At 71.7% G+C, this 16,081-nt stretch carries 13 protein-coding genes; 6 read left to right on the top strand and 7 right to left on the bottom strand.

The window, feature by feature from the left end:
• The 6 genes from AC5020_RS16205 to AC5020_RS16230 all read right to left on the bottom strand — a co-directional run.
• Nucleotides 1-739: sensor histidine kinase (locus AC5020_RS16205; RefSeq protein ID WP_464989032.1), on the bottom strand; the 739-nt coding region annotated here is incomplete at its 3' end.
• A 158-nt stretch (nt 740-897) separates the two neighbouring features.
• Complete coding sequence (locus tag AC5020_RS16210) at nt 898-1,680, bottom strand: hypothetical protein (RefSeq protein ID WP_464989033.1); 783 nt, start codon at nt 1,678-1,680, stop codon at nt 898-900.
• Nucleotides 1,677-2,597 (bottom strand): ABC transporter ATP-binding protein, encoded by a 921-nt coding sequence (locus AC5020_RS16215; protein WP_464989034.1) that lies wholly within the window; start codon nt 2,595-2,597, stop codon nt 1,677-1,679. Before AC5020_RS16215 ends, AC5020_RS16210 begins: the two co-directional genes overlap by 4 nt.
• Before the next feature lie 100 nt (nt 2,598-2,697).
• Entirely contained in the window at nt 2,698-3,477 is a 780-nt protein-coding gene (locus AC5020_RS16220) for a response regulator transcription factor (protein ID WP_464989035.1), read from the bottom strand.
• Between the two features lie 196 nt (nt 3,478-3,673).
• Nucleotides 3,674-4,531, bottom strand: coding sequence for a response regulator (locus AC5020_RS16225; RefSeq protein WP_464989036.1), 858 nt, complete (start codon nt 4,529-4,531; stop codon nt 3,674-3,676).
• The gene (locus AC5020_RS16230) at nt 4,516-5,799 is read right to left on the bottom strand and encodes a sensor histidine kinase (RefSeq protein ID WP_464989037.1); all 1,284 of its coding nucleotides are present in this window, start codon (nt 5,797-5,799) and stop codon (nt 4,516-4,518) included. Before AC5020_RS16230 ends, AC5020_RS16225 begins: the two co-directional genes overlap by 16 nt.
• Nucleotides 5,800-5,941: 142 nt before the next feature.
• Between AC5020_RS16230 and AC5020_RS16235 the strand changes: the two genes are divergently transcribed.
• From AC5020_RS16235 to AC5020_RS16260, 6 genes are all read left to right on the top strand, one after another.
• Entirely contained in the window at nt 5,942-6,946 is a 1,005-nt protein-coding gene (locus AC5020_RS16235; protein WP_464989038.1) for a CPBP family intramembrane glutamic endopeptidase, read from the top strand.
• 241 nt (nt 6,947-7,187) lie between these two features.
• On the top strand, nt 7,188-8,618 hold the full coding sequence (locus AC5020_RS16240) for a hypothetical protein (RefSeq protein WP_464989039.1): 1,431 nt from the start codon (nt 7,188-7,190) through the stop codon (nt 8,616-8,618).
• 114 nt (nt 8,619-8,732) lie between these two features.
• Nucleotides 8,733-9,785 (top strand): hypothetical protein, encoded by a 1,053-nt coding sequence (locus AC5020_RS16245; RefSeq protein WP_464989040.1) that lies wholly within the window; start codon nt 8,733-8,735, stop codon nt 9,783-9,785.
• Nucleotides 9,786-9,903: 118 nt separating this feature from the next.
• Complete coding sequence (locus tag AC5020_RS16250; protein ID WP_464989041.1) at nt 9,904-10,932, top strand: glycoside hydrolase family 43 protein; 1,029 nt, start codon at nt 9,904-9,906, stop codon at nt 10,930-10,932.
• Between the two features lie 170 nt (nt 10,933-11,102).
• A complete protein-coding gene (locus tag AC5020_RS16255; protein ID WP_464989042.1) occupies nt 11,103-12,062 on the top strand; it encodes a serine hydrolase domain-containing protein in 960 nt (319 codons plus the stop codon).
• Between the two features lie 41 nt (nt 12,063-12,103).
• On the top strand, nt 12,104-13,426 hold the full coding sequence (locus AC5020_RS16260) for a hemolysin family protein (RefSeq protein WP_464989043.1): 1,323 nt from the start codon (nt 12,104-12,106) through the stop codon (nt 13,424-13,426).
• Between the two features lie 251 nt (nt 13,427-13,677).
• On the opposite strand, the gene AC5020_RS16265 is transcribed toward AC5020_RS16260, so the two are convergent.
• Nucleotides 13,678-15,528: a calcineurin-like phosphoesterase C-terminal domain-containing protein gene (locus AC5020_RS16265; protein WP_464989044.1), complete on the bottom strand. Its 1,851-nt coding sequence runs from the start codon at nt 15,526-15,528 to the stop codon at nt 13,678-13,680.
• Nucleotides 15,529-16,081: the final 553 nt, after the last annotated feature.

Here is a 16,081-nt window from a genome sequence, read left to right on the forward strand (position 1 = left end):
CGAACAGCCGCTCGGCATCGATCTCGGTGCCGGGCGGGACGCCGTTGCGGACGCGGATCTCGAGTCCATCACCAGCGCCGAGCACCTGGACCCGGAGCAGCTCCCGGCCGTGCTGGACAGCGTTGCGGACGAGATTCTGCACGATCCGGGTCAGCTTCTCCCGATCTGTCTCGACCACCAGAGCAGCCGGCGGATCGTAGTCGACCTCCATGCCCGCGCCCTCGATCTCGGCCGTCATCCCCAGCAGGCACTCGGCGACCAGGACGCCGACGTCGACGGGTTCGAGGTCGAGCGCCGGCTCCGCATCGAGCAGGTACGCGTACTCGTAGAGCCGGTCGACGAGCGTGCCCAGCTCCGCGGTCTGCCGCTGGGCCACGGCCAGCTGCGCCCGCTGCTCCTCGTCGAGAGTGCTGCGCTCCAGCAGCTGAAGATAGCCCCGCACCGTGGTGAGCGGAGTGCGCAGGTCGTGGGAGATGTCCGCGATGAACGAGCGGATCCTGCGCTCCTCGACGCGGGTGCGGGTCGAGGCGGCCTGCGCCTGGCGCACTGTCTCGTTGACCTGGGCAGCCAGTGACTCCAGCTGCGGCACCACCAGGGAGAGCGTCACGGAGCTGTGCGCACCCTCGCCCCGCTGCCGCTCCAGCTGCCGGCGCACCGCGCGGATCTGCCGTAGCACGATCACCAGGTATGCGGCGGTGAGAAACCACAGCACACCGAGGATCACGGCGAGGGCAATCACGGCACTCCCGGGCGGTGAGGCTGGCTGGACAGGACGTCGCTGGGGCGGCGCCAGCTTATGCGCACCGTGACGGCGCCCGGGGGAGTAACGGTGGCCCGTGCGCAACCCCCCCGGCACCCGGTTGCCTCGGGGTCGCGGGCGCGCGGCCCCGGATGCACTCACTTCACGTCGGCCCTCCGGAAGATCAGCCAGGTCACCGCGCCCATCAGGGCGATGAACACGATCGAGACCGCCACCGCGGCGAGCATCTCTGCGCCGCTGGAATCCGGTCCCGGCGAGTGCTCGGCGGAGAACGGCGTGAGTCGCACCAGGGCGTCCAGCCCGTCGACGTCGGCCGCGGTGGACGCCAGCAGATCCGCGACGAAGGACCACACGAATCCCGCCGCCATCACCACCAGTGGACGCTGCAGCCAGATCGCCAGCGGCAGGCACACCGCGAGCTTCGCGGCCGTGAGGATCGCGCTGGTCAGCGTGATGGCGATGATGCTCGAGAGGGCCTCTGAGGTGAGGTCGCCGCTCTCGGTCAGCGCCAGCGAGAACGCCGTCGGGATGGCCGGAGCGAACTCTGCCCCGGTGGCTCGGCCGACGAGGACGGCCAGGCCGTAGGGAAGAGAAAGCGAGGCCACCAGCAACGCCGCGATGACGGTCTTGGAGGCGATGAACGCTCCGCGTCCGGAGGCCAGCAGGGCGTTGTGCACGGACTTCGTCTCGAACGGCTGGGAGATGGTGATCCCGTACAGGAGAGGGCCGAGCAGGGAGATCAGCAGGATGTCGCTGAGTCCCTGCACGCCGTTGGCGGAGGCCGCTCCCAGGTCGCCGACGGCGAGCTGATGCTGCAGCCACGTGTAGAGCGCGGCGGCGATGGCGGCTGCCACCAGGCACAGGGCCGCGGTCGGGCTGTGGCGTAGGACGTAGAGGTCCGCGCGCAGCTGATTTGTCATGACCGGTCTCCTCCGATGACGGACAGGAAGAAGGATTCGAGGCTCTCGCCCTCGCGGGCGAGCCGGGTGGGCCACACATCGGCCGACACCAGCGTGCGAAGCACCTGCTCCGCCTGCTCGGCGTGGTGGGGCAGGCGCACCGTGCGATCGGGCATCACGCGCGGATCGGCCTCGGGGAGCTCGCGCTCGAGCACCGTGACCAGGCGTTCGGTGTCCTCCGCGGCGAGTTCCAGGTACTGCTGGGTCTGCGCCTCGAGCTCGTCGAGGGTGAGAGTCATCCGCACCTCGCCGGCCTCGACGATGATGTAGTCGCTCGCGGTCTGGAACAGCTCGGGCAGGTTGTGGCTGGAGATCAGCACGGTGATCCCGCGCTCGGTGGCCAGATCGCGCACGAGACGTCGCACCTCGACGACCCCGAGGGGATCCAGCCCGTTGACCGGCTCGTCCAGCACCAGCAGCTCCGGATCGGCGATCAGGGCGAGAGCGATCCCCAGGCGCTGCCGCATGCCGAGCGAGAAATCTTTGACCCTCTTGCGGCCGGTCTCGCCGAGGCCGACGAGTTCGAGCAGCTCGCCTTCGCGGCCACCGCCGGGGACGCCGCGCATCAGGCGGTGCAGGTGCATGTTCTGCCGCGCCGTCATGCCGCCGTGGAGGCTGGGGGCCTCGATGAGGGTGCCGATCCGCGCGAGGTCCTCCTGCTGCGGGGCGTCCTGGCCCGAGCCGAACAGCTCGATGGCTCCACTCGTGGGGACGCCGAGCCCGGAGATCAGGCGCATCAGCGTGGTCTTGCCGGCGCCGTTGCGGCCGATCAGCCCGTAGATCCGGCCCCGCTGCAGTCGCAGGGTCATCGACTGCACCGCGGCATGGTTGCCGTAGCGCTTGGTGAGATCCCGGGTGACCAGGACGTCCTCACTCATGGATGCTCCTCTCGCTCGATGCCTCGACGTTACGGAGCATGTGTCGGGCGGGCGTCAGGATCCGGCCCGCAAAGGTCAGGAATCCGTGAAGATCCCTCGCTCAGGGTCCAGGCAGCGCTCGCAACCGGTACCCGAGGCCCCAGACCGTCTCGATCGGGTCCAGTTCCGGGGCGATCTCGCGCAGCTTCGTGCGCAGGTTGGAGACGTGGGTCTTCACGGCGGCGTCGTCGCCGACGAACGTCTCCTCCCAGACGCCCTCGTAGATCCGGGGCCGGGAGAACACCTGGCCGGGCTGCTCCATCAGCAGCTGCAGGATCCGCAGCTCGGTAGCGGTCAGGGTGACGTCGGCGCCGTCGAGGGTGACACGCGCGGTGGCTGGATCGAGAGCGAGCGGGCCGTAGGTGAGGACGCTGGGGGTCTCGGCCGCTGGGGCGGTCCGGCGCAGCAGCACCTCGATGCGGGCGGTGAGCTCGGTGAGATCGAAGGGTTTGGTCACGTAGTCGTCCGCTCCGAGCCGCAGCATGTCCACCTTGGTGAACACGGCGTCCTTCGCCGAGAGCACCAGCACCGGCAGATCGCCGGCGCGACGGATCTCTGCCAGCAGCACCGAGCCGTCGACATGGGGGAGCATCAGGTCGAGGACCACCAGATCGGGTGGGGGTGCGGGCGCGGGTACGGGTGCGCGGGCTGGTGCGCGTGCGGGTGCGGGGGCTGGTGCGCTCGCCGGGAGCCCTCCGGCCGACGGGCCGGTCAGTCCCAATGCCCTGCGAGCGGCGAGACCGTCGCGGACGCCGCTGACCTCGTGACCTTCTGCGCTGAGCGTCTCGACCAGCAGGGCCTGGACGTCCGGGGAGTCCTCGACGACGAGGATGCGGGCCATGGTCGTCCTCCTGATCGCGACAGGGTGAGAGGGGCGGGTCGTCAGCCTATTTCCCCCTCTGACCCGACGCCTATGACGGGCCAGATCCGCGACCTGGTGGGTATTCGGCGCCGATTCCCACCAGGTCACGGATCTGGCGAGACCGTGCCTCGCCGTGCGGCGCTCGACGGGGCGGTGTCGGCGGGTGCCCGTGGCCTCAGCCACCGAGTTCGAGCACGCGGATGGCGAGCTGGACCCGGTTGGTGACCTGCAGCTTGTGGTACAGCCTGCCCAGGTGGGTCTTGACGGTCGCGACGCTCATGAACAGCTGCTCGCCGATCTCGGGATTCGCGAGGCCCTGGGCGACCAGCCGGGCCACGTCCCATTCGCGCTCGGTGATGCCGTCGGGCGGTGACGCGGCCGCGGAGGTGTCGGGCGGTGACGCGGCCGCGGAGGTGTCGGGCGGGGGCGCGGCCGCGGAGGTGACGCCCTCCGGCGAGCCGTCGGCGCCGGGAGGCGCGGGGTGTGCGGCGCCGCCGAGCCCGTCCCGCCCCGACTGATCCGCCTCGTCCCCCGCCCTCGAGGCGCTGCCCTCGTGCGAGGCCAGGCGCACCAGACGCGCGAGCACGTCGGGGGAGAAGCGGGGACGGTCGTCGGCCGCCTCCAGCACTGCCTGGACCACGTCCTCCGGCGGGGAGTCCTTGAGCAGGAAGGAGACGGCCCCGGCCCGCAGCGCCTGCAGCAGGAACTCGTCGGTGTCGAACGCGGTCAGCATTACCACCCGGGCCGGGGAATCCTCCGAGCGCAGGACGCGCAGGGCCTCGAGCCCGGTCATGCGGGGCATGCGGATGTCCATCAGCACCACGTCCGGCTCCAGGGCGCGCGCCTGGTCCAGGGCGGCCTGCCCGTCGGCCGCTTCCCCGATCACCTCGATGCCGTGGGCGCCGTCGATCATCAGGCGCAGTCCGGTGCGCATCAGGGCCTCGTCGTCCACCAGCAGCACCCGCACGGGCTCGCCGCCGCTGCCGATCCTGCCGCCGCCCTCGCCATCCGCGTCGCTCACCATGGCATCCATGCTTCCACCTCGAAGGTGTCCTGGCCGCGGCGGTGGCAGGAGTCCCCGCCCAGCAGCCGCGCCCGCTCCTGCACGCCGATGAGACCGTGGCCGGTGGAGACGGGGGCCGGGTCACCGGCGGTCGGAAGCGGATTGGAGGCGGTGAGCAGCACCCGATCATTCGCCGCGGCGAGCGTGATGCGCAGCGGCATCCCCGGGGCGTGCTTGGCCGCGTTCGTGGTGACCTCGGCCAGGATCCGGGCGAGGGTGACCACCAGGCTGCGCTCGCGCTCGGCCAGCTCGTCCGGCCTGATGCCTTTCCAGGTCAGCTCCACATCCTGGCCCTGTTCGCGGCAGCGCTCGACGATGTCGCTCAGCGTCGGCGCCGAGGCCAGCGGAGCATCGCCCTCAGTGGTGCGCAGCGTCATCAGCACCGTGCGCAGCTCCCGGTTGGCCTGCTGCGCCGCATCCCGCACGGTCCGCGCGGTGCGCCGCAGCTCCTCGGGCGGGAGATCCTCGCGGTAGGACATCGCGCCGGCGTGCATGGCGATCGCCGCCAGGTGATGGGAGATGCTGTCGTGCATGTCGCGGGCGAGGGCGCCGCGTTCCTCGGCCCGCACCCGGGCGGCGTCGGCGTCGCGCTCACGCATCAGCGCCGCGGCCTCGCGCTCCGCAGCGGCCCGCGCGCGCTCGGCGGTCTCCCGCTCGCGATCGGCGGAGGCGGCCCGTTCCCGCAATGACGCCACCAGTTCATGACGGGTGCCGACGACGCGACCCGCCAGCAGCGGCACCATCGCGGCCATGGCCATCACTGCCAGCGTGATCAGGATGAACACGTCCTCGCGCTCGCCCCGGATCGCGGCGTCCGCCAGCATCGACGCGGTGGAGGCCGCGACGACCAGCACGACCGCGGCGATGTCCAGCGGTGGCCTGCGCCGCAGCCCCACCCGGTACAGGGCGATCCCCGCCGCGGGCAGCGACCACACGCTGAGCCCAGCTGCCGTGGCGATCGCCAGGTGGACAGCGCTGTGAACACGCCCGGGGCGCAGGAAGCGCAGCGGTCCGATTGAGACCGTCATAGCGGAGCCGATCAGAAAATCGATGCCGGTCAGCGCCAACAGCCCGCCGGGAGGGTCGCCGTCGAACTCTTCCAACGTGATCCCGAAGACGATGAGAAAGAGCAGCAACCCCAGCAGGACGCTGCCGAGGGACTGCGCAAGCGCGATGGCCCATTCGCGCATGCTCCGCGCCGGGGGCGTCGGCGCGGCGTGGGGCATGGCGGCGGTCATGGACACAGCGTAGGGAGCCAATGCGGCCGACGGATCGACCGCGCGGCCGATACCGCTCACGCCCCCTCAGCCGTGCGACGGAGATGCAGGCCGAGCCCAGCGGCGGATGCCTCCGGCAGGACGCCCGCGCGAGGATCGGGTCATGACCGAGATCGCAGGAGCCCGGCCGAGTCCCGTCGCGGAGCACCCCCGGCCAGCCGTCCCCGAACCATCACCCGTGCCGTCGGCCGCGTCCGAGCCGGCCGCGTCCGAGCAGGTGGCCTTCCACCGGCTCCCGCGGGTGGTCCCGCATCGGCGCTACTGGTGGCGACCGCTGCTCGCTCTGCTGGTCACCGCCGCTTCGTTCGCGGCGATGGTGCTGCTGCTCGCGGTGCCCGTGGTCGCCGTCTCGCTGATCCGGCCGGGCGCGGCGCCCAGCGAGATGATCTCGGATCCGCTGAACCCTATGGACCAGGTGCTGGGATTGGGCGCGCTCGCCCTGCTGATCCCGGCAGTGCTGCTGGGGACACGGGTGGCCTACGGGCGCTTCGGCATCGCCCACTCGGTGCTGGGGCGCTTCCGCTGGGGGCTGCTGGGCCGGGCGGCGCTCGTCGTGGTGCCGGTCTACCTCCTGACCGGCACGGCGGCGAACCTCGGCCTGAACCGGGACGTGATCGCTCTGCCCCCGCCGACCGCGAGCGTGCTGGCTGCGTGGCTGCTCGCGCTGGTGCTGGCCCCGCTGCAGTCCGCGGGGGAGGAGTACGCCTTCCGGGTGCTGCCGCTGCAGGTTCTGGGGACCTGGCTGCGGTGGCCCGTCGTCGGGATCCTCGCTCCCGTGCCGCTGTTCGTGCTCGGCCACGGCTACACAGGGCTGGGACGGGTCGAGATCGCGCTCTTCGCTGTCGCCATGGGGCTGCTCGCCTGGAAGACGGGCGGCATCGAGATCCCGGTGCTGCTGCATGTCGCCAACAACTGGACGCTGTTCGTGATCGCCCCGATGATCCCGGGATTCACGGAGCAGGGCGAGGTGGGCCTGCCCTCGATGCTCCTCAGCACCGTGCCGATGCTCGTGCTGGTCGCGGGCCTGTGGTGGTGGTTCTCGCGGCGCGAGGGCCTCGGGCTGTGGCAGCCGCAGCGGGCGGCGCTCGGCCCGCACGCGACGCGGTGAACCGTGGCCGGTCGCATCCCGCTGCAGACGGAGGAGCGGTCTACTCTGGTCCGGGCAATTCGTCCCGCGCCGGCGAGAGCACAGAGCCGGCACGGTGTGCTCCACGAGAGGTGAGGTCCCGGTGAATCCACGGAAGTCTCAGGTCCCCTCGTCGACGTCCCGATGCAGGACCGCGACAGTTCGAGCCGGAGCCGGAACCAGAGCTTTGGCGGCCGCGTCGTGCGCCGCGATGATCATCGGGATGTCCGCGTGCACACCGGACGGCGAGAACCGCGTGGAGTTCGTCGACGGCCCCCCGGCCAACCAGGTGCTGCCCGGGACCGATCTCGCCGCGACGTCGATCGCGATGAGCTCCGCGCTGTTCACCGCTGCCGACGTCGCCGTCCTCGCCACCCCCGAGGACGCCGAGGCGATGTCCGAGGTGAGCCGTGCGGCACGGGTCCCGCTGCTGGTCGGGGCCGGTTCCGAGGTCGCCGACGAACTCGACCGGCTCGGGGCCGAGACGCTCGTGACCGCCGAGGGGAACGATCTGGCAGAGCTCGAGAACGGGCGGCACGTCGTCCAGATCGACCCCGCCGATCCCGGCGCGGCGATGCCGGAGGTCAGCGCCGACGAGGAGCCTGCGAAGGCCTCGGCCTTCGTCGACCCCGACGCGGGGACCCCGGGCGCGAGCATCGCGCGGGCCGACGTGGAGGCCGCGGGCGGGACGGTCGCCGATGTCCCCGGCAGCGACCCGCGGCGCAGCGGCGAGACCGTGGCCGTGACCAAGGACGCCGTGGCCGCCAGCGGTGACGCGGCCTCGGGGATGCTGGCCGTCGGCGAGGGATTCGGGACCGCGGAGCAGTTCACCTCCGAGGTCGAGACGGCGGTGACCGTGCCCGAGCTGCCCGGAGGCGGCCAGGAGGTCTTCCCCGGCCGCCGGATGGTCGCCGCCTACGGGACCCCCGGCACCCCGTCGCTCGGCATCCTGGGCGAGCAGGACCTCGAGGCGACCATCCAGCGCACCCAGCAGCTCGCCGCGGACTACGAGCCGTACTCCGAGGTGCCGGTCGTGCCCGCCTTCGAGATCATCACCACCCTGGCCTCCTCCGAGCCCGGGGCCGACGGGAACTACTCGACCGAGCTGGACCCGCAGGCGCTGCGCGACTGGGTCGATGCCGCGGAGGACGCCGGGATCTACGTGGTCCTCGACCTGCAGCCCGGCACGGCCGACCTCACCGAGCAGGCGAAGCAGTACGAGGAGCTGCTGAAGGAGCCCCACGTCGGCCTCGCCCTCGATACCGAGTGGAAGCTCCAGGAGGGGCAGAAGCCACTGGAGCAGATCGGCACGGTCACGGCCGACGAGGTCAACCGCACCGCCGACTGGCTCGCGCAGCTGACCGCCGATAACGGCCTGCCCCAGAAGGTGCTCATGCTCCACCAGTTCTCCGCCGGGATGATCTCCGACCGGCAGGAGCTGGACACCTCACACCCGGAGCTGGCGATGCTGCTGCACGCCGACGGCAACGGCACCCCGGATCTGAAGCTGGGCACCTGGGACGCCCTCCAGAAGGATCTGCCCGAGGGGATCGGGATGGCGTGGAAGAACTTCTACGACGAGGACACCCCGACCTTCACCCCGCAGCAGACCTACGACGTCGAGCCCCGGCCCTGGTTCGTCTCCTATCAATGATCCCGCTGCTCGCGCAGCCCGGAAGCCGGCGGACCCGCTCTCAGCCGGCCCGTTCTACAGTGGTGGCGCCATGTGCCGCCCCCTCATCCCCGCCTCCGACTGGTCCCTCGCCGCATGAGTGCGCACCCGCCCCCGCGCCCTGTTCCGTATCACCGGCTGGCGACCCTGCGCTCGACCTGGTCCCTGCCCGTCAAACCGCTGCTGACGCTCGCGACGGCGTTCGTCGTCTACGTCGCACTGGCCTCGGTGCTGCTGGTGCTGACGATCCTGGTGCTCGCCCTCGCGCCCGGCGTGAACATCGCCCTCGGAGTGACCAGCGGCGACCCCACCAGCCCGCTCGATGTGGGCCTCGCCCTTGCGATGGGCGCGCTGTGGCTGCCGGCCGGCCTGGCCGGCGTGCGCATCGGCGGCTGGCGTCCGCCTGGGCCGACCTGGTCGGTGGCGGCTCGCTTCCGCCGTGAGCTGCTGCGGCCGACGGGCATCGTGGCGGGGCTGGGCGGCCTGGCGGTCGTGGCGGCCGCCGCGCTGGCGGGTGCGCTCGCCGGCTCCGCGGGCGGCCTCGTGGAGGCGACCTCTCCCGGAGCCTCGGGGGCCGACGGAGGAGCCGGGCCGCTCCAGCTCCTCGTGCTCACGCTGATCGTGCTGGTGCTGGTCCCGCTGCAGGCCGTGGGACTGGAGCTGACGATGCGCGGTGTGCTGCTCCAGGCTCTCGGCACCTGGATACGCACACCCGTCGTCCCCGTCCTGGCGGTCGGAGCCCTCTCCCTGGTCGGCCGCGAGCTGACCGTCCCGGTCGCGATCCCGGCCGTCGCCCTCGCCGCGTGCGCCGCCGTCCTGGCCTGGAAGACCGGCGGCCTCGAGGTGCCGATCGCGCTGGCCGTGGCCGTCACCGTCGGCTCCCTCCTGGTCTCCGCGTTCGCAGCGGGGACGGCCGGCGGCGCCGGGGCCGCCGCGCTCGGTGCCGCCGCAGCCGCTCCCGGCACCTCCGCCGCCACGCTCGCCGTGGCCGATGGTGCCGCCCTGGCCGGCGGGATCTCGTCCGCTGTCGCGCTGGTGCTGGTCACCGTTCTCGTCATGGCGCTGGTCAGCCGGCGCGAGCAGCTCGCTCTGCTCGAGCCCGTCGGCCGTGACGCCTCGGACCCTGCGCCGGATCCCGTTCCTTTCTGAGCCTGCCGCGCGGGCTCTCGAGCAGCCGGACAGTGATGGACACCACCGGGATTCTCACGTAGGAATATCGGGGCCGTGCAGCTGCCCGGCCCATCCCGACGGAGAAGGAACAAGGACGATGACGCCCGACACCCACATCTCACGCCGCACCCTGGTCGCCACGGGAACGCTCGGAGCCGCCCTCGCCGGCGGCCTCGGCCTCGCCGCGGCCCCGGCCCACGCCGCCCGCGGTTACACCAACCCCGTGATCGCCGCCAACCAGCCGGACCCCGGCGTGCTCGAGGTCGCTGGTCGCTACTACCTCTACTCGACCGCCGGGGCGATGGGGAACATGCCGGTGCTGCGCTCCAAGGACCTGGTGGACTGGGAGCCCCTGGGCGACGGGCAGCCCGAGATCGCCGCCTGGGCCAACCCCGGCCGGCACTGGGCGCCCGAGGTGCTCGACGTCGGCGGGAAGTTCCACGCCTACTACACCGCCTGGGAGCGCGCCACGGACCGGCAGGCGATCGGCGTCGCCGTCGCCGACTCGCCGGACGGTCCGTTCGTCGACTCCGACGAGGCGCCGCTGCTGTCCACGCCGGAGGAGGGCGGCTGCATCGACGCCTCCCCGTTCCGCGACGAGGACGGCTCGCTGTGGCTGCTGTGGAAGAACGACGGCAACGCCGCCGACCAGGACTCGTTCCTGTTCGCCCAGCGCCTGGCCGAGGACGGCCGGAGCCTCGTGGGTGAGCGCACCCAGGTCCTCGAGCGCGACCAGGCCTGGGAGATCTACACGATCGAGGGCCCCTCCGTCATCACCCACGAGGGCCGCTACTACCTCTTCTACTCCGCCGGGGAGTACTGGAACGAGACCTACGGCGTGGGCGTCGCGGTCGCCGACGCGATCGACGGCCCCTGGACCAAGATCACCGACACCCCGGTGCTCTCGGCCAACGAGGTCGCCGCCGGCCCGGGCCACGGCATGCCGGTGCGCACCCGCGACGGTCTCTGGTACGTCTACCACGCCTGGCAGCCCGAGCACATCGGCGAGGACCCGGGCCGGCTGACCTGGATCTCCCCGGTCATCATCGAGAACGGGACGGTGAGCATCGACGGCCCGAAGATCGAGAACCGCACGCGCCCCGGCGTGGGCCGCCCGCGGGTGTGAGCGCGACCGAGCTCTGCTGACTGCAGCAGCGCGCTCCGCGGACAGCAGCCGCGAGCCATGCTGACGGCAGCAGCGCGCTGTGCCGGCGGAGCAGGGCGATCGGGGCCGGGCGCGGTCGCGGAACGGAACATCCGGCCGCCGCCCGGCCCCGGCGTCGTAAGGTCACGAGCATGAACCCTGCCGACGCCGCCAGCTCCGTTCCTGCCCGCACCGACCCCGTCATCCCCGATCAGCTGCTGCTGCTCCCGCTGCGCCAGAAGATCATCGAGCGCGACCTGGGAGTACGCGCGCTCCACCTGCACCGCGCGGGCCACGAGGAGCTCGGTCACCGCTTCAGCGACGACACCGTCGAGAACGTCTACTCGATCTCCAAGACTGTCACCGCGCTCGCGATCGGCATCGCCGAGGAGGAGGGCTTGCTGGGCGTCGAGGACAGGCTCGTCGATCACCTTCCCGCGCCTGCCGCCGGCTACGGCGCCGGGATCGAGCAGGTGCGACTGAGCCACCTGCTCACCATGACCTCCGGGTCCCCGATCCTCGCCTTCGTCGACGAGCAGCGCGAGCACGAGGACCTCGCCGCCCTGTTCCTCTCCACCGACCTCACCGCGGCAGCGGGGGAGAAGTGGGAGTACTCCAACGGCTCGATCTTCCTGCTCTCGCGGGTGATCAGCGAACGCACCGGGCGCTCCCTGCGCGACTGGCTGATGCCGCGCCTGTTCGAGCCGCTGGGGATCCTCAACCCCCAGTGGCACACCACCCGGGACGGGTACAGCTGGGGCGCGACCGGCCTGCACCTGAGGAGCGGCCAGCTGGCCCGGATCGGCCGGCTGCTGCTGCAGCGCGGCGAGTACGACGGTCGCCAGCTCGTGCCGGCCGCCTGGGTCGATGCCCTCCACGCCGAGGACACCTGGGTGCCCACCGGCGAAGCCGAGCCCGAGAGCGCGCAGTACGGCCGAGCGGTCTGGCGCTGCACGCCCGAGGGATCCTGGCGGGCCGACGGGGCCTACGGCCAGCTGATCGTGGTGCTGCCTGAACAGGACGCCGTCCTGACCGTCACCTCGCGGCTCGAGGGCCGCGGGGCGGCGGAGATCCTCCGCGCCGTGTGGGAGGAGCTGCTGCCGCTGCTGTGAGCGGTCCCAGGCTCTGCGGTGGGCCGGGGTAGCGTTGGCCCATGGATTGGACCGCGCTCGCGAACCTCGCCCTGGTGCTGCTCTTCGTGCTGGTCGGAGGGCTGTTCGCCGGCACCGAGATGGCGATCGTCAACCTGCGCGAGTCGCAGATCAGGCAGCTCGAGCAGGGCGGCGCAGGCGGCGAGCGCACCGCGAAGCTGGTGCGCGACCCGAATCTGTTCCTCTCGGCGGTCCAGATCGGGGTGACCGTCGCCGGGTTCTTCTCCTCCGCCTACGGCGCCTCCACCATCGCGCCGTCCCTGGTCCCGATGCTCACCGGCGCGGGCCTGTCCGAGGCCACCGCCTCCACGGTGGCCCTGATCGGGATGACGCTGGTCATCGCCTTCCTCTCGCTCGTGCTCGGCGAGCTGGTGCCCAAGCGTCTGGCGATGCAGAACGCCCTGGCCATGACCCGGATCGTCGGCCCTCCCCTGAGCGTGTTCGGCCGCCTGATGAAGCCCGTGATCTGGCTGCTGTCGGTCTCGACCAACCTGGTCGTGCGGGCCGTCGGCGGTGATCCCCACGCGGATCGCGAGGCCGTCTCCGCCGAGGAGATCCGCTCCATGGTGCGCAACTCCGATGCCCTCGCCGAGGCCGAGTCCCGGGTGCTGGCCGACGTGTTCGACGCCTCCGAGCGCACCGTCGTCGAGGTGATGCGACCGCGCCACCAGGTCCACTTCCTTCCCGGCGACGAGACCGTGGCCGGGGCCCGCGAGGTGATCCGGGAGACCGGCGTCTCGCGCTACCCCGTGATCGGGGAGGACGTCGATGACGTGGTCGGGTTCGCCCATGTGCGGGACCTGCTGCTGGTCGAGGACCCGGCCACCACGCGGCTGGCGGAGATCGCCCGGCCCATCGAGCACATCCCCGGCACCGTCGAGGTGCTGGCGGCGCTGAACCGGATGCGCGCCCAGGCCGAGCAGATCGCGGTGGTGGTCGATGAGTACGGAGGCACCGACGGCATCGTCACCCTGGAGGACCTGCTCGAGGAGCTGGTGGGCGAGATCTACGACGAGTTCGACCGGGAGGGCCGCCCCACCGCCGGCGAGCTCGAGGGGACGATCCAGGCCGACGGTCGGATCGACGGCGGCCTGATCCTGCAGGAGTTCGAGGCGGCCACCGGCATCACCCTGCCCGATACCGGCGGCTACGAGACCGTCGGCGGATTCGTCATGGCGCGCCTGGGGCGGATCCCCGAGGCCGGGGACACGATCGAGATCGACGGCGGCCGCCTGGAGGTGCTCGAGGTCGACGAGAGGCGCGTCCAGACCGTCCAGCTCACCCACGTCGCCGCTCCGGAGCCGGGTGAGCGCCCGGCTTCGTGAGATCCGTGAGGTGACGGGAACTCGGTCGCCTTTCCCACCGGTTCACGGATCCCGCGGGGACCGTGGCATGCGGGGGCTTCGCGGCGGCCGCGCACATAGTGGGGTTCGTGGGGTTCGTGGGCTTTGGGCTTCGTGGGCTTCGCGGGGAGCGCGGGGCGCGCCGTGGGGGAACGAGGACGAGGGCGAGCCCCGGTGGGGCCCGCCCTCGCGTGTGCGACTGAGCCGGAACGCGTCGTGCGCCCCGGCGGTGATCAGTCGGTCACGGTGAAGCGCACGGACTCCGTGAAGGAGTTCCCGTTGCGGTCCGTCGCGGTGATCTCGGCGGTGTGGGTACCGGCCGAGAGGTCCTCGCTGAGCTGGTGGCGCCACAGGTGGGCGCTCGAGGTGGTCACGTTGCCGTTGCTGCGCAGGTTCTGCGTGGCCGCGACGGTGTCGGAGTACTCGAAGCCCTCCGCCAGCGCCTCACCCTCGGCGGGCTGGGTGTGCTCCGCCGGGCTGGCGGAGCCGCCGTCGATCGAGACCTCGACCGTCGCCTCGGTCGAGCCGCCGAAGAAGTCGGCGGTCAGCCAGGTGCCCCCGGCGAGGTCCTCGCGCGTGACCGTGTTCGGATCGCCCAGCTCGGGCATCTCGCCGGCCTTGTCGTCGTCCTGCCACGCCTGCGCCTGCTCGGCCCAGTCGCGCCAGGTCGGCGAGTTCACGCCCAGGGTCAGCTGCTCGTCGTCGTCCTCGCCGCGCACCGTGTAGCGGGCGCTGAGGTCAGCGCCGTCCAGTCCGAGGGTCATGATGCCGGGGCGCGCCCCGTCGTTCATGTACGCGTACGGAAGGCCGTTCTCGTCCAGGCCGCCGGAGTACCAGTCCCCCGAGACCGCCCCGGCGATGAGGGCCTGGTGCGGGAGCTCGTCGATGCCGTCCTCGGCCCACTCGGCGCGCTGGTCGCCGGGGAGGTTGTTCTCCAGCGTGTGGGTGTGGCCGCCGACGGTGGTGACGTCGCGGCCCTCGAGCACGTCGTACAGATCCGTGGCGTTGTCGATGATCACGCCGTTGCGGTCCAGCACCGGAGCATGCGTGGCCAGCACGATCTTCTTGTCCTCCGGCACGTTCTCGAGATCCTTCGCGAGCCAGTCGAGCTGCTCGTGGTCGATCTTCTCGAGGTATTTCGCGTCGGTCTCGGTGTTGGGGTACTCGATGCTGTCGAGCACCACGAAGTGCGCCTCGCCCACGTCATAGGAGAAGTAGGCCGGGCCGATGTGCTGGCGGAAGGTGTCGTTGCTGTGACTCGACTCGGTGGCATCGAAGTCGAGGTCGTGGTTGCCCATCGCGGCGCGGATGGGGCCGTTGACGTCGGCGTAGATGTCCTTCAGCTCCGGGTACAGGCTGAGGTCGTCGCCGACGTTGTCGCCCAGCATGAGCACGCCGCAGCCGCCGTAGTCGTGGCGCTCGGTGAGGTCCTTGACGGCGCCGTCGCGGGCGTAGCCCATCTGAGTGAGGTCGTAGGCCTGGGTGTCGGCGGCGATCGGGCAGCTCTGCTGCGAGTCCTTGGTCGCCTTGGACTTGCCCATCGGGAAGTTGACCGCTTCGGGCAGCTCGCCCGTGGGCTCCAGCCCGCCGTACTTCAGCTCCGTGGAGCCCTCGGGCAGGTGGTTGTAGCTGAACTGCGCGAAGTTGTGCTCGTCCACGGGCACCTGCCACCCGGCGGGCTGGGTGACGAACACGGTCATGTTCTCGTACACCGGCAGCTCATAGCTGCCGTCCTTCGCGGTGGTGACGACCTCGCGGCCGTTGGAGACGGTGACCCCGGCGATGCCCTTCTCGCCACGGTCCTGGGTGGAGTCCTTGTCCTTGTCATCGAAGACGACGCCCTGGAGGGTCTCGGGATCGGCGGCCTGCCCGCGGACGACCTCGACCTCACCCTGGTAGGCGTCGGAGGGGACATCACTGCCGGCGGGATCGGCATTCGCCGCGGTGGGGACGATGCTCGCGCACAGCACTGCCGAGGCACCGAGGGCGAGGGTGGAGGCGAGACGGCGGCGAGCGCGGCTGGAGCGGGCCGCGCGGGTCGAGCCGGGCGCGGAGGAGGGGGATGCGGGGGAGGGGTGTGTCATGAGGAGCTTTCTCGCGGGAGGGGTCGGCTTCCGCCGTATGACGCTAGGGAGCCCAGGTGACATCGCGGCGGCTTCGACGTGACGAGGAGTTCAATCGCTGCCCGCAACCGGACATCGTGGGCACCGGGCCGGCGCGCTCACCCCTCGGCGCCGCCACCGCGCTTCCCGTGCCACCGCGCCTCCCCGCCGCCACCATGCCCCCGTCGTCACCGCGCCCCCGCCGCCACCACGTATCCCCGCCGCCACCGCCCGCCCTTCGCGAGATCCGTGAACCGGTTGGTATCCGGCCCTCAAAGCAACCGGGTCACGGATCTCGCGCGGGGCGAGCCGACGTGACGGGAGCGTCGTCGCGGGGCGGGGCGACGTGCGGGGGAGCGTCGTCGCGCGCCGGGACCCGGCGTGCCCCGGTAGGCTCGGAGCAGACGCACCCTGCGCCGGGACCGCGGTCCCGGCGCCCCGCTACCCGGGAGGGAATCCGATGGCTCGCACCAGCTTTGCCCAGCTCCTCGTCACCCAGCTCCGCGACCTCGGCGTCGAGCGCATCTACGGGGTC

It is taken from the genome of Brachybacterium sp. SYSU DS0246 (assembly GCF_059391765.1).

Excerpts from the sequence above, each read along its gene's own strand:
- AC5020_RS16210 (WP_464989033.1), bottom strand. The coding sequence starts at position 1,680 with ATGACAAATCAGCTGCGCGCGGACCTCTACGTCCTACGCCACAGCCCG.
- AC5020_RS16215 (WP_464989034.1), bottom strand. The coding sequence starts at position 2,597 with ATGAGTGAGGACGTCCTGGTCACCCGGGATCTCACCAAGCGCTACGGC.
- AC5020_RS16220 (WP_464989035.1), bottom strand. The coding sequence starts at position 3,477 with ATGGCCCGCATCCTCGTCGTCGAGGACTCCCCGGACGTCCAGGCCCTG.
- AC5020_RS16225 (WP_464989036.1), bottom strand. The coding sequence starts at position 4,531 with ATGGATGCCATGGTGAGCGACGCGGATGGCGAGGGCGGCGGCAGGATC.
- AC5020_RS16230 (WP_464989037.1), bottom strand. The coding sequence starts at position 5,799 with ATGACCGCCGCCATGCCCCACGCCGCGCCGACGCCCCCGGCGCGGAGC.
- AC5020_RS16235 (WP_464989038.1), top strand. The coding sequence starts at position 5,942 with ATGACCGAGATCGCAGGAGCCCGGCCGAGTCCCGTCGCGGAGCACCCC.
- AC5020_RS16240 (WP_464989039.1), top strand. The coding sequence starts at position 7,188 with ATGTCCGCGTGCACACCGGACGGCGAGAACCGCGTGGAGTTCGTCGAC.
- AC5020_RS16245 (WP_464989040.1), top strand. The coding sequence starts at position 8,733 with ATGAGTGCGCACCCGCCCCCGCGCCCTGTTCCGTATCACCGGCTGGCG.
- AC5020_RS16250 (WP_464989041.1), top strand. The coding sequence starts at position 9,904 with ATGACGCCCGACACCCACATCTCACGCCGCACCCTGGTCGCCACGGGA.
- AC5020_RS16255 (WP_464989042.1), top strand. The coding sequence starts at position 11,103 with ATGAACCCTGCCGACGCCGCCAGCTCCGTTCCTGCCCGCACCGACCCC.
- AC5020_RS16260 (WP_464989043.1), top strand. The coding sequence starts at position 12,104 with ATGGATTGGACCGCGCTCGCGAACCTCGCCCTGGTGCTGCTCTTCGTG.
- AC5020_RS16265 (WP_464989044.1), bottom strand. The coding sequence starts at position 15,528 with ATGACACACCCCTCCCCCGCATCCCCCTCCTCCGCGCCCGGCTCGACC.